Origin of the sequence: Cupriavidus pauculus (genome assembly GCF_022179805.1) — a bacterium.
Lineage (GTDB): Bacteria > Pseudomonadota > Gammaproteobacteria > Burkholderiales > Burkholderiaceae > Cupriavidus > Cupriavidus pauculus_E.
In genome coordinates this window covers 238,454-252,075 of sequence record NZ_BPUO01000007.1, presented here as the reverse complement: position 1 = coordinate 252,075, position 13,622 = coordinate 238,454, and the positions used below count along the sequence as shown (strand labels likewise).

The 13,622-nt window shown below is 67.2% G+C and carries 12 protein-coding genes; all 12 read left to right on the top strand.

Features of this window, described 5'->3' with window-relative positions; translation table 11 throughout:
- Nucleotides 1-6 precede the first annotated feature (6 nt).
- The 12 genes from MFF62_RS16485 (at nt 7) to MFF62_RS16430 (ending at nt 13,608) form a co-directional block, all read left to right on the top strand.
- The gene (locus MFF62_RS16485; protein WP_238264196.1) at nt 7-687 is read left to right on the top strand and encodes an HAD family hydrolase; all 681 of its coding nucleotides are present in this window, start codon (nt 7-9) and stop codon (nt 685-687) included.
- Entirely contained in the window at nt 684-1,127 is a 444-nt protein-coding gene (locus MFF62_RS16480; protein ID WP_238264195.1) for a YchJ family metal-binding protein, read from the top strand. Before MFF62_RS16485 ends, MFF62_RS16480 begins: the two co-directional genes overlap by 4 nt.
- Nucleotides 1,128-1,180: 53 nt before the next feature.
- Complete coding sequence (locus tag MFF62_RS16475; RefSeq protein WP_238264194.1) at nt 1,181-2,788, top strand: carboxyl transferase domain-containing protein; 1,608 nt, start codon at nt 1,181-1,183, stop codon at nt 2,786-2,788.
- A 29-nt stretch (nt 2,789-2,817) separates the two neighbouring features.
- The gene (locus MFF62_RS16470; protein ID WP_238264193.1) at nt 2,818-3,744 is read left to right on the top strand and encodes a dienelactone hydrolase family protein; all 927 of its coding nucleotides are present in this window, start codon (nt 2,818-2,820) and stop codon (nt 3,742-3,744) included.
- A 25-nt stretch (nt 3,745-3,769) separates the two neighbouring features.
- Nucleotides 3,770-4,558 (top strand): enoyl-CoA hydratase/isomerase family protein, encoded by a 789-nt coding sequence (locus MFF62_RS16465; protein WP_238264192.1) that lies wholly within the window; start codon nt 3,770-3,772, stop codon nt 4,556-4,558.
- 312 nt (nt 4,559-4,870) lie between these two features.
- Nucleotides 4,871-6,313: an adenosylmethionine--8-amino-7-oxononanoate transaminase gene (gene bioA / locus MFF62_RS16460; RefSeq protein ID WP_404990776.1), complete on the top strand. Its 1,443-nt coding sequence runs from the start codon at nt 4,871-4,873 to the stop codon at nt 6,311-6,313.
- Nucleotides 6,303-7,523, top strand: coding sequence for an 8-amino-7-oxononanoate synthase (bioF, locus tag MFF62_RS16455; protein WP_238264190.1), 1,221 nt, complete (start codon nt 6,303-6,305; stop codon nt 7,521-7,523). The genes bioA and bioF overlap by 11 nt, the downstream gene beginning before the upstream one ends.
- Complete coding sequence (bioD, locus tag MFF62_RS16450; protein WP_238264189.1) at nt 7,520-8,269, top strand: dethiobiotin synthase; 750 nt, start codon at nt 7,520-7,522, stop codon at nt 8,267-8,269. Before bioF ends, bioD begins: the two co-directional genes overlap by 4 nt.
- 32 nt (nt 8,270-8,301) lie before the next feature.
- Nucleotides 8,302-9,342: a biotin synthase BioB gene (bioB, locus tag MFF62_RS16445; protein WP_238264188.1), complete on the top strand. Its 1,041-nt coding sequence runs from the start codon at nt 8,302-8,304 to the stop codon at nt 9,340-9,342.
- A 57-nt stretch (nt 9,343-9,399) separates the two neighbouring features.
- Complete coding sequence (locus tag MFF62_RS16440) at nt 9,400-11,442, top strand: acetyl/propionyl/methylcrotonyl-CoA carboxylase subunit alpha (protein ID WP_238264187.1); 2,043 nt, start codon at nt 9,400-9,402, stop codon at nt 11,440-11,442.
- 250 nt (nt 11,443-11,692) lie between these two features.
- Nucleotides 11,693-12,634: a 2-hydroxyacid dehydrogenase gene (locus MFF62_RS16435; RefSeq protein ID WP_238264186.1), complete on the top strand. Its 942-nt coding sequence runs from the start codon at nt 11,693-11,695 to the stop codon at nt 12,632-12,634.
- Nucleotides 12,635-12,675: 41 nt separating this feature from the next.
- The gene (locus MFF62_RS16430; RefSeq protein ID WP_238264185.1) at nt 12,676-13,608 is read left to right on the top strand and encodes a hydroxymethylglutaryl-CoA lyase; all 933 of its coding nucleotides are present in this window, start codon (nt 12,676-12,678) and stop codon (nt 13,606-13,608) included.
- Nucleotides 13,609-13,622: the final 14 nt, after the last annotated feature.

Sequence of the window (13,622 nt, the reverse complement as noted above, 5' to 3'; positions counted from 1 at the left end):
ACCCGCATGACCGCAGCAAACCAGGCCGCACGCTTCGATTGCGTGATCTTCGACTGTGACGGTGTGCTCGTCGACAGCGAGCCCATCGTCCATCGCGTGCTGAATCGCGTGCTCAACGAGCTGGGCATCGAGATCACGCTGGAGGAATCGATGAAGTGGTTCCTCGGCCGCGCGGTGCGCGACGAGCTTGGCAATATCGAGGCGCGGCTTGGCAAGCCGCTGCCGCGCAACTTCCTGTCCGAATGGTTCGTGCGGCGTGACGCCGCGCTGATCGAGGAACTGGAAGCGATTCCGCACATCCGCCAGACCATCGAGGCCATCAAGGCGAGTGGGCTGCCCGTGTGCGTGGCGTCGGGCGCGGATCGCATCAAGGTCAAGCTGCAACTGAAGCACACCGACCTGATCGGCCTGTTCCAGGACGACGACCGCGAGCACATCTTCTCGGCCACCGAGGTCGAGCACAGCAAGCCCGCGCCCGACGTCTACCTGCTGGCCGCACGCACGATGGGCGTGGAGCCGTCGCGCTGCGCCGTGGTGGAAGACAGCCCCACGGGTGCCACCGCCGGCGTGGCCGCGGGCATGACCGTGTTCGGCTACGCCGCGAGTACCGATGCCGATGCACTGCGCGCGGTGGGCGTGAAGACGGTGTTCACCGACATGCGCGACCTGCCGGAGCTGATCGCATGACGAAAAAGCGCCAGTCCGCAGCGCGCAATGCAGGCGCCGAGCCTTGCCCGTGTGGCAACGGCGCCTATGCCTCGTGCTGCGGACGCTTTCACCGCGGCGAGGCCACGCCGTCCACGGCCGAAGCATTGATGCGCTCGCGGTACAGCGCCTACGTGCTGGGCGATGAAGGATGGCTGCGCCAGACCTGGCACACGTCGACCTGCCCAGAAGACCTGTCGGCCGATGCTGGCACGCGCTGGCTGGGCCTGACGGTGAAGTCGCACGCGCAGCAGGACGACACGCACGCCACGGTGGCCTTCGTGGCGCGCTACAAGGTGGGCGGGCGCGCGCACCGACTGGAGGAATTGAGCCGCTTCGTTTTCGAGCCGCGCGAGCCGGGCACCCCGGCCCGCTGGCTCTACGTCGACGGCGACCTGAAGGAACAGGAAGGGCAGGACTGATACAGCACTGACGGCTGAACCGGCACGAAAAGCAAGAGACCACAGGAAGAGACATGCCCACGCTGGAAACCAAACTGAACGCACGGTCGGAATCGTTCAAGGCCAACGCCGACGCCATGCAGGCGCTGGTGGCCGATCTCAGGCAGAAAATCGCGAAGCTGTCCGAAGGCGGCGGCGAGGATGCGCGGGCCAAGCACCTGTCGCGCGGCAAGCTGCTGCCGCGCGACCGCGTGCAGCAATTGCTGGATCCGGGCACGCCGTTCCTGGAGCTGTCGCAGCTGGCCGCGTACGACATGTACGACAATGCCGCCCCCGGCGCGGGCGTCATCACCGGCATCGGCCGCGTGGCCGGGCAGGAATGCGTGATCGTCTGCAACGACGCCACGGTCAAGGGCGGCACGTACTACCCGATGACGGTCAAGAAGCACGTGCGCGCGCAGGAGATCGCCGAGCAGAACAACCTGCCGTGCATTTACCTGGTGGATTCCGGCGGCGCGAACCTGCCGAACCAGGACGACGTGTTTCCGGATCGCGACCACTTCGGCCGCATCTTCTACAACCAGGCGAACCTGTCGGCTAAGGGCATTCCGCAGATCGCCGTGGTGATGGGCTCGTGCACGGCCGGCGGCGCGTATGTGCCGGCCATGAGCGACGAGTCGATCATCGTCAAAGGCCAGGGCACGATCTTCCTGGGCGGCCCGCCGCTGGTGAAGGCCGCCACTGGCGAGGAAGTGAGCGCCGAAGACCTGGGCGGCGCCGACGTGCATACGCGCCTGTCCGGCGTGGCCGACTACTTCGCGCAGAACGATCATCACGCGCTGTCGCTGGCGCGCAATATCGTCCAGCACCTGAACCGCCGCAAGCCGGACCAGATCCGCCTGCACGAACCGCAAGACCCGCTGTATCCGGTGGAAGAGCTGTATGGCGTGATCCCCACCGATACGCGCAAGCCATATGACGTGCGCGAGGTGATTGCCCGCATCGTCGACGGCTCCGAGTTCGACGAGTTCAAGGCGCGCTACGGCACCACGCTGGTCTGCGGCTTTGCGCGGATCTGGGGCTACCCGGTGGGCATCATCGCCAACAACGGCATCCTGTTCTCGGAGTCGGCGCTGAAGGGTGCGCACTTTATCGAGCTGTGCTGCCAGCGCAAGATTCCGCTGGTGTTCCTGCAGAACATCACGGGCTTCATGGTCGGCCGCAAGTACGAGAACGAAGGCATCGCGCGCAACGGCGCCAAGATGGTGACGGCCGTGGCCACCGCGCAGGTGCCCAAGTTCACGGTGATCATCGGCGGCTCGTTCGGCGCCGGCAACTACGGCATGTGCGGCCGTGCGTATTCGCCGCGCTTCCTGTGGATGTGGCCGAACGCGCGGATCTCGGTGATGGGCGGCGAGCAGGCCGCCAGCGTGCTGGCTACCGTGCGCCGCGACGGCATCGAGGCCAAGGGCGGCCAGTGGAGCGCCGACGAGGAAGAGGCGTTCAAGGCGCCGATCCGCGACCAGTATGAAGCCCAGGGGCATCCGTACTACGCCAGCGCGCGACTGTGGGATGACGGTGTCATCGACCCGGCGCAAACGCGTACCGTGCTGGGCCTCGGGCTTTCCGCCAGCCTCAATGCACCGATCGGTGACATGAAGTTCGGCGTTTTCCGCATGTAATTTTTTGATTCGAAGGGTTGGTTGTCGTCATGTCCCGAGTTGTTCCCACCGTCCAAGGCGCCAGGATGATGCTGGCCGCGCTGGCCTGCATCGCATGGTGCGGGCAGGCCATCGCCCAGGCGGCATTTCCGGCGCAGACCGTCGAGCAGGTGGTGATGGTGCCGAAGGTGGGGCTGCAAGCCACCGTGGACCTGGAGACAACGATCTTCCGGCCGGCCGGCGAGGGGCCGTTCCCGCTGGTGGTGATCAACCACGGCAAGTCGCCGGGCAAGCCCGCCTTCCAGGGCCGCGCGCGCTTTGCGGCGCAGACCGCCGAATTCGTGCGGCGTGGCTATGTGGTGGCGCTGCCGATGCGGCAGGGGTTTTCCAAGTCGGGCGGCCAGTACGTGGGCGGTAGCTGCGACGTGCGCGGCAACGGCATGATGCAGGCCGAGGACGTGGTTGCCGCGCTGGACTACCTGTCGCAGCAGCCGTACGTCGATCCGACGCGTATCGTCGTTATCGGCCAGTCGCATGGCGGCTTGTCGACGATGGCGCTATCCGCCATCGGGTATCCGGGCGTGGTCGGCGTGGTCAATTTCGCGGGCGGCCTGCGCAACGACAACTGCGTGGGCTGGGAGAACAACCTGATCGACGCGTTTGGCGACTACGGACGCGGCGCGCGCTATCCGTCGCTATGGATCTATGGCGACAACGACAGCTACTGGCCGTGGCCGCTGCCCGAGCGCATGTTCAACAGCTACAAGGCGCAGGTGAGCGGGGCGGCCAAGGAAGCGCGCTTTTTCGACGTAGGCGAGTTCGACGGCGATTCGCACCGGCTGTTCAGCAACCGCGCTGGCGTGGCGGTGTGGCTGCCGGCCGTGGACGAATTCTTCCGCCGCCTGGGATTGCCGTTTGACGAAGTACCGGAGCGCAGCCAGCCCGCACGTACCCGCACCGCCGGCCAGACATCCTGATAACCACACCGATTCCGGAGGAGACATGCAATTCACGACGCTAGACGTTACGGCCGAGCGCCACATCGCCACCGTCACGCTGAACCGGCCCGATGTGCGCAACGCGTTCAATGAAACCGTCATCGCCGAACTGACCGGCGCCTTCCGCGCGCTGGGCGACACGCCCGATGTGCGCGCCATCGTCCTGACCGGCACGGGCCCGGCGTTCTGCGCCGGCGCCGACCTGAACTGGATGAAGAAGATGGCCGGCTACTCGGACGACGAGAACCGCGCCGACGCGCTGACGCTGGCGCAGATGCTGCACACGGTATGGGTCTGCCCCAAGCCGGTCATCGCCCGCGTGCAGGGCGACACCTATGCCGGTGGCATGGGCCTGGTGGCGGCCTGCGACATTGCGGTGGCATCGGCGAACGCCAACTTCTGCCTGTCGGAGGCCAAGCTGGGCCTGCTGCCGGCCACTATCAGCCCGTATGTGATCCGCGCGATGGGCGAGCAGGCCGCGCGCCGCTACTTCATCACCGCCGAGCGCTTCGACGCGGCCGAGGCGCTGCGGCTGGGCTTCCTGCACGCCGTGGTGCCGCCGCAGGAGCTGGACGAAAAGGTGGCCGAGATCGCCGCCACCCTGGTGAACAACAGCCCGAACGCGGTACGCGAAAGCAAGCGGCTGGTGCAGGAAGTGGCCGGCCGCGAGATCGACAGCGACCTGCTGGCCGATACCGCCAACCGCATCGCCGCCATCCGCGCATCAGCCGAAGGCCGCGACGGCGTGCGCTCGTTCCTGGAGAAACGCGCGCCAATGTGGAAGGTGCAGTAAAGGAGCTTGCTCCACGGAAGGTTTGCTCCCCTCTCCCGCAAGCGGGAGAGGGGCGGGGGTGAGGGGCCAGCGCATCAAGCCCTAACAAAGCACATTCAAAACAAAGTTTTCCCCGACGTTAGCCCCCGAACCACCACCCACAAGTGCAGCACCAAGCCCGATAACGCCAAACATCGCCCAACTCCGCCCAACTAGCGCCTAACACGCCAACCGTGCCCGGTTTGCCAAGACATTAAAGACCTTCCTAACATGAGCCTTCCCAATCCGTCCGCATCTGCAGCACGCCCCGGCCCCGCCGTGGCGGTGGCTGCCATGGACGGCGATGGCAATCTGAGGAGGGTCCCCTTGACACATCCTGTCTCCCAATTACCGGCAGGCGATGACACGACGCTCGCGGTGCGCAGCCAGCGCGCCGTGTGGCATCCGTGCACCCGCCTGCGTCCCGACGCGGCCGCCAACGAGCCGCCGCTGGCCATTGCCAGCGGCCAGGGCCCGTGGCTGATCGATACGGACGGCAAGCGCTATTTCGACGCCATCAGCTCGTGGTGGGTCAACCTGTTCGGCCACGCCAACCCGGCGATCAACGCCGCGCTGGTGGCGCAACTGAATTCGCTGGAACACGTGATGCTGGCCGGCTGCACGCACGCGCCGGCCGTGGAACTGGCCGAGCGGCTCGAAGCGCTGACCGGCGGCGTGCTCGGCAATGCGTTCTACGCGTCCGACGGCGCGTCGGCCGTGGAGATCGCGCTCAAGATGAGCTTCCACTACTGGCGCAATACCGGCCTGTCGGCCAAGCGCGAGTTCGTGTGCCTGCGCCATGGCTACCACGGCGAGACCGTGGGCGCGCTGGCCGTGACCGATGTGGAAATCTTCCGCGACGCCTACGACCCGCTCACGCGCCGCGCGCACGTGGTGATGTCGCCCGACGCGCGCCAGGCTGGTCGTGGTGAATCCGCCGCCAGCGTGGCCAAGCGCGCGCTGGCTGATCTGGAAGCGCTGCTGCGCGAGCGCGCCGGCCAGATCGCCGCGCTGATCGTCGAGCCGCTGGTGCAGGGCGCCGCGGGCATGGCGATGTACGACCAGTCCTATCTGGAAGGCGCACGCGCGCTGTGCGACCGCTATCGCGTGCACCTGATCGCCGACGAGATCGCCGTGGGCTGCGGCCGCACCGGCACGTTCTTCGCGTGGGAACAGGCACGCGGCGGCGAACCCGTACCTGCGCATGCATGGCCCGATTTCCTGTGCCTGTCCAAGGGCATCACGGGCGGATACCTGCCGTTGTCGCTGGTGCTGTCGCGCCCGGAAATCCAGCGTGCCTTCGTGGCCGACGACATCGCGCGCAGCTTCCTGCATTCGCACTCGTACACCGGCAACCCGCTGGCATGCCGCGCGGCGCTGGCCACGCTGGACCTGTTTGCGTCCGACGACGTGCTGGCCGCCAACCGCGAGCGCTCGCAATGGCTGGCCGATGCCATGGCCGGCATCGCTGCTGACCCACGCGTGAGCCATGTGCGTCAGCACGGCATGATCTGGGCCGCCGATATCGATGCCGAAGCAGCCGGCCCGGACTTTGCTGCCCGCTTCCACCTGGCCGCGCGCGAACGCGGCGTACTGGCGCGGCCCATTGGCACCACGCTGTACGTGATGCCGCCGTATGTATTCGATGCCGCGCTGGCCAACTGGCTCGGCGAACAATTGCTGGCCACGCTGCAGGCAGTGCTGGGACCCAACGAGGAGGCGCGCCATGCTGCTTGACCACCTGAACCGCGCCGCCGCCGAGCGCGAGGCGCAATCGCTGACGCGCCGCCGCCGCATCGCTCATACCGCGTGCGCGCCGCACCAGTCGGTCGGCGCCATCGATGCCACACCTGCACCGCTGCTGACGTTCTGCAGCAACGACTACCTGGGCCTGGCCAACCACGCGTCGATCTCCCACGCGCTGGCCGAGGGCGCGCATCGCTACGGCGCCGGCAGCGGCGCCTCGCACCTGGTCAGCGGCCATTCGCTGGCGCATGCGCAGCTTGAACACGAACTGGCCCGCTGGCTGGCGCCGTACATCCCGCAGGCGCAGGCGTTGTACTTCTGCACCGGCTACATGGCCAACCTGGCGGTGCTGACTTCGCTGGGTACGGCGGGCGCGACGCTGTTCTGCGAAACGCTGAACCATGCGTCGCTGATCGATGGCGCACGTCTGGCCAAGGCCGACGTGCAACGCTATCCGCACGGCGACACGCAGACGCTCGACGCGCTGCTGCAGGCGAGTCAGAGCGAACTGAAGCTGATCGTGACCGACAGCGTGTTCAGCATGGATGGCGACATCGCGCCGCTGGCCGAACTGCTGGCGCTGGCCGAACGTCACGATGCGTGGATCGTCGTCGACGATGCGCACGGGTTCGGCGTGCTGGGCGAACACGGCCACGGCGTGCTGGAACACCTGGGCCTGCGTTCCGAGCGGCTGGTCTACATCGGCACGCTGGGCAAGGCTGCTGGTGTGGCGGGCGCCTTCGTGGCCGCGCACGAGACGATCATCGAACATCTGGTGAACACCGCGCGGCCGTATATCTATACGACGGCAGCGCCGCCCGCCGTGGCGCACGCGCTGCTGACGAGCCTGGAGATCATCGCGGGCGAGGAAGGACACTGCCGCCGCGCGCATCTGGTCGACCTGATCGCGCAACTGCGCCAGGGGCTGGCTGTGCTGGCCGCGCAGGCAGGCTGGACGCTTGGTGAGAGCGACACGGCCATCCAGCCGCTGATCGTCGGCGACAACGCGGCGTCGCTGGCGCTGTCGGCGGCGCTGGAAGCCGACGGCATCCGCGTTGGCGCGATCCGGCCGCCCACGGTGCCGGCCGGCACGGCGCGGCTGCGCATCACACTGTCGGCGTCGCATACGGCCGAAGACGTGGCGCGTTTGCTCGACGCCATCACGCGAGCTATGCCGCGTCTGCACAAGGAGGCCGCATGATCGCCAACAAGCCTGAACGATTCGCGTGCTTCGTGACCGGCACCGACACCGGTGTGGGCAAGACGCACGCCACGGCCACGCTGCTGCATGCGCTGCACGCGGCCGGCTACAGCACGCTGGGCATGAAGCCCGTGGCGGCCGGTGGAGAGTGGCTCGACGACCAGTGGCAGAACGATGACGTTGACCAGCTGCGCGCGGCCGGGTCCGTGATCGTGCCGCAGGAAGAGATGTGCCCGTTCTTCTTCCGCACGCCGGCATCGCCGCATCTAGCCGCCGCGCTGGAGGGCGAACGCATTACGCGCGGACCGATCCGTGACGCGTTCGACTCGCTGCGCACCAAGGCCGATGCCGTGGTGGTGGAAGGTGTGGGCGGCTTTGTCGTGCCGCTGGACGTAGGTGCGGTGCGGTGGAATACGGCTGACCTGGCCGTGATGCTGGACGTGCCCGTGATCATGGTGGTGGGCGTACGCCTGGGCTGCCTGAGCCACGCGATGCTGACCGCCGAAGCGGTGCGCGCGCGCGGCCTGAAGCTGGCCGGCTGGATCGCCAACCGCATCGATCCGGACATGCTGCTGCCCACCGAGAACATCGTCACGCTGCAAGACGCGCTGGACGCGCCGCTGCTGGGGGAATTGCCCTGGCAGGTGGCGCCGGCCGCCGCCGCGCAGCACCTGGACCTCGCGCCGCTGCTCGGCAGCATGGTGCAGGTACCTTCCACGAATATCGCCGCGCCGCGTCACGCCTGACGCGCCGGCCAAACAGAATACGCAGAACCAAAATGACCCAGATCGCTGAAAACCAAACCGTCGCCACCATCTCCGCCGAAGCGCTGCGCCAGTCCGCGCGCAACCTTGCCGCCGCCGCGCCCAAGGACGGTGACGCCTGGCGCGTCGACGACGTGGCCGCACTGTTCGCCCTGCCGTTCAACGACCTGCTGTTCCGTGCGCAGCAGGTGCATCGCGAGAATTTCGACGCCAACACCGTGCAACTGTCGACGCTGCTGTCGATCAAGACCGGAGGTTGCGAGGAGGACTGCGGCTACTGCCCGCAGAGCGCGCACCACGAAGCCGGTGTGAAGGCCGAGAAGCTGATGGAACTGGACGCCGTGCTCGACGCCGCCCGTGCCGCCAAGGCCAACGGCGCCACGCGCTTCTGCATGGGCGCTGCCTGGCGCAGCCCGAAGGAGCGCCACCTGGAGCCGGTGATCGACATGGTGCGCGAGGTGAAGGCGATGGGCCTGGAAACCTGCGTGACGCTGGGCATGCTCAAGGCCGAGCAGGCGCAACGCCTGAAGGACGCGGGCCTGGACTACTACAACCACAACCTCGATACCTCGCCCGAGTTCTACGGCAAGATCATCACCACGCGTACGTACCAGGACCGCCTGGACACCATCGGCCACGTGCGTGAGGCTGGCATCAACGTGTGCTGTGGCGGCATCGTGGGCATGGGCGAGGCGCGCGAGGCGCGTGCCGGCCTGATCGCGCAACTGGCCAACATGGACCCGTACCCCGAGTCGGTGCCCATCAACAACCTGGTGCAGGTAGAGGGCACGCCGCTGGCGGGCACCGAAGCGCTGGACCCGTTCGAGTTCGTTCGCACGATTGCCGTGGCACGCATCACGATGCCGCGCGCGATGGTGCGCCTGTCCGCTGGCCGCGAGGCCATGGACGAAGCATTGCAGGCGCTGTGCTTCATGGCCGGCGCCAATTCCATTTTCTATGGCGAAAAGCTGCTGACGACTGGCAACCCGCAAGCGGAGCGCGACCGCGCCCTGCTGGCACGTCTGGATATCCGCGCCGAAGGTTACGCGGGATAAGGACGACCCTGCCGGTCTGACGAAGCGGCTCGCCTTCCCGGAGACAAAGGAGGAGCCATGTTCAACAAGATCCTGATCGCCAACCGTGGCGAGATTGCCTGCCGTGTGGCCGCCACGTGCCGCCGGCTGGGCATCCGCACGGTCGCTGTCTATTCCGACGCCGATGCGAATGCACGGCACGTCGCGTTCTGCGACGAGGCCGTGCATATCGGCGGCCCGGCCGCGCGCGACAGCTACCTGCGCGCGGACCACATCATCGAGATGGCGAAGGAAACCGGCGCCCAGGCCATTCACCCGGGCTACGGCTTCCTGTCCGAGAACGAGGACTTCGCACGCGCCTGCGCGGACGCGGGCCTGGTCTTCATCGGGCCGCCCGCGTCGGCCATCCACGCGATGGGCAGCAAGAGCGCGGCCAAGCAGTTGATGGAGAAAGCCGCGGTGCCGCTGGTGCCCGGCTATCACGGTGAAGATCAGGACGCCGCGCTGCTGCGCCGCGAGGCCGACCGCATCGGCTATCCGGTGCTGCTGAAGGCCAGCGCCGGTGGCGGCGGCAAGGGCATGCGCGTGGTGGATGCGGGCGACGGCTTCGAGGCCGCGCTGGCATCGGTCAAGCGCGAGGCATCGGCCAGCTTTGGCGACGACAAGGTGCTGGTGGAAAAGTACCTGACGCGTCCCCGTCACATCGAGATCCAGGTCTTTGCCGACACGCACGGCAACTGCGTCTACCTGTTTGAGCGCGACTGCTCGGTGCAGCGCCGCCATCAGAAAGTATTGGAAGAGGCACCGGCCCCCGGCATGACCGAGGAGCGCCGCCGCGCCATGGGCGAAGCCGCCGTGGCCGCCGCGCGCGCGGTGGGCTACGTGGGTGCCGGCACCGTGGAGTTCATCGCCAACCAGGACGGTTCGTTCTACTTCATGGAGATGAACACGCGCCTGCAGGTGGAACACCCGGTCACCGAGATGATCACGGGCCAGGACCTGGTGGAGTGGCAACTGCGCGTGGCAGCCGGCGAACCGCTGCCGCTGACGCAGGAACAACTGAAGATTGACGGTCACGCGCTGGAGGCGCGCATCTACGCAGAGAATCCGGACAAGGGCTTTCTGCCGTCGACGGGCACGCTGCGCTTCCTGCGGACGCCGCCCGCCGTGCAGTTCATGCGTGGCGGTGACGCACACGGCCCGGCCGGTGTGCGGATCGACGCGGGCGTCCGCGAAGGCGATGCGATCAGCCCGTTCTATGACCCGATGATCGCCAAGCTGATCGTCTGGGGCCGTGACCGTGACGAGGCGCTGTCGCGCATGGCGCAGGCGCTGGCCCACTATCACGTGGTGGGCCTGTCCACCAACGTGGCCTTCCTGCAGCGGCTGGTGAAGTCCGAAGCGTTCCGCACGGCAGATCTCGACACCGGCCTGATCGAACGCAACCAGACCGTACTGTTCCCGCCGCAGAAGTCGGTGGGCATCGAAGCCATCGCACTGGCTGTGGCCGCGCTGCTGGAACGCGAAGCCCGCGAGCGCCGCATCGACGAGGCCGACCGTCATTCGCCGTGGACGCACGCCGGCGGCTGGCGCCTCAACGGCCGCGATGCGCGCACGCTGAATTTCCATGGTGCCGGGCACAAGCTCGAAGTGGTGCTCAAGGGCGATGCCCGCGACACGCGCAAGAGCACGCTGATCTACGCGGACCAGGCCGCGCCGTTCGCCTACACGTTCAACGCCGACGACATCCGTGTGGACCTGGGCACGCGCCGCACCCATGGGCAAGTCCATCTGGAGGCCGACACCTTCCACGTATTCCACGCGGGCCGCCATACGGTGCTGGAATGGATCGACCCGCTGTCCCACGCAGGCGAATCGGAAAGCGAGGGCGGCAAGCTGACCGCGCCGATGCCAGGCAAGGTCATCGCCGTAATGGTGCAGCCCGGCAGCAAGGTCACGCGCGGCACGCCGCTGCTGGTGATGGAAGCGATGAAGATGGAACACACCATCACCGCGCCCGCCGACGGTTTGGTCAGCGAGGTGCTGTACGGCGTGGGCGAGCAGGTCACGGAAGGCGCGCAGCTGCTGGCGTTCGCGGTGGAAGAGGCGGCGGAAGCCTGAGTTTCCCGCTTGCCTGTTTTGCGCCCCTCTCCCGCATCGCGGGAGAGGGGCTGGGGGTGAGGGCGCAGCGGTCCAAATTGCGATCTGTCGGCAAGCAGACCCGCCGGCCCTCACCACCCTACCCCTCTCCCATTCATGGGAGAGGGGAGCAGACAGAGAGCAATCGGCGGTAATCGCACACCCGCGCATCCGTGCCTTGGAAAGCGCGCATAATCCTTGCCCAATACCCCCGCATAACAATGGAGTCGAGATGAAGTTGCAGTTGTATGTGCCGGATGGCCGTTACGCGCCGTGGATCGAGGGCTTTGCCGAGGTGTTGCCGGAAGCGCAATGCCTGACCTGGGAAGAAAGCCAGGGGCAGCAAGTTGACTACGCCGTGGTGTGGCGGCCGCCGCTGGAAATGCTGCGTGGCCGCACGGACCTGAAGGCGGTCTTCAATCTCGGCGCTGGCGTCGACGGCATCCTGCGCCTGCGCGACACGGACCCTGCCGCGCTGCCGGCTGGCGTACCCATCGTGCGCCTGGACGATGCGGGCATGGCGGCCCAGATGGCCGAGTACGTGACCGCCGCTGCGCTGCGCTACTTCCGCAAGCTCGACGCCTATGACGTGCAGGAACGCGCCGGCACGTGGAAATTCCTGAAGCCGCATCGCCGTGCCGATTTCACGATCGGCGTGATGGGCATTGGCACGCTGGGCTCCCATATCGCACGCACGCTGGCCGGCTTCGGTTTTCCGGTGCGCGGCTGGAGCCGCTCGGCCAAGACCGTCGAAGGCGTGCAGTCGTTCCATGGCGACGACGGTCAGGTGGCCTTTCTCGATGGGCTCAAGGTGCTGGTCAACGTGCTGCCGCTGACGCCCGAGACCGAGGACATCATCAATACGGATCTGCTCTACAAGCTGGCCAAGGGCGCCTACGTGATCAACGTGGCGCGCGGCCAGCATCTGGTGGAAGCCGATCTGCTGGCGGCGGTGCAGGACGGCCAGATCGCCGGTGCCACGCTGGACGTGTTCCGCATGGAGCCGTTGCCCGCCGAGCACCCGTACTGGCAGGAACCGCGCATCACGATCACGCCGCATATCTCGGCGCTGACGCTGCGCGAGGACAGCATTGCGCAGATCGCCGGCAAGATCCGGCTGCTGGCCCAGGGCAAGCCCATCGCCGGCGTGGTGGACCTGCAGCGCGGCTACTAGGCCCGCGCACGGTCGGCATCGCAAGAACAGAGGAGACAACCATGACAATTCCCCAGTACGTGAAGATCGTGGAAGTGGGCCCCCGTGATGGCCTGCAGAACGAGAAGGCAATGGTGCCGGCCGACGTCAAGGTCGCGCTGATCAACAAGCTGACCGATGCCGGCTTCGTCAATATCGAGGCCGCGTCGTTCGTGTCGCCGAAGTGGGTGCCGCAGATGGCCGACGGCGCCGAGGTCATGGCGCGCATCGAGCGCCGGCCCGGCACGCTGTACTCGGTGCTGACGCCCAACATGAAAGGGTTCGAAGGCGCCGTGGCGGCCAGTGCCGACGAAGTGGTGATCTTCGGCGCGGCTAGCGAGGCGTTCTCGCAGAAGAACATCAACTGCTCGATTGCCGAATCGATCGCGCGCTTTGCGCCGGTGGCGGCTGCCGCCAAGGAAGCCGGCATCCGCCTGCGCGGCAGCATCTCGTGCGCGCTGGGCTGCCCGTATCAGGGCGACGTGCCGGTGAGCGCGGTGGTCGATGTGGTGCGCCGCATGCGCGAGCTGGGCTGCGACGAGATCGACATCGCGGACACCATCGGCGTGGGCACGCCGGTCAAGGTGCAGGAAGTCATGCGCGCGGCGTCGGCCGAGTTTGCCATCGACCGGCTGTCGGGCCATTTCCACGACACCTATGGCCAGGCACTGTCGAACATCCTGGCCAGCCTGGAAGTGGGCATCGCGATCTTCCACGCGTCGGTGGCCGGCCTGGGCGGCTGCCCATACGCCAAGGGCGCCACCGGCAACGTGGCCACCGAAGACGTGCTGTACATGCTGCACGGCATGGGCCTGCACACCGGCATCGACCAGGAAGCCGTGGTCCGCGCCGGCGATTTCATTTCGCAGGCCATCGGCCGCACCAACAGTTCGCGCGTGGGCAAGGCGCTGCTGACCAAGTGGGCTGCAGCGGCCGATGCCACGGTCTGCGTCTGACCATCTGAACCCGG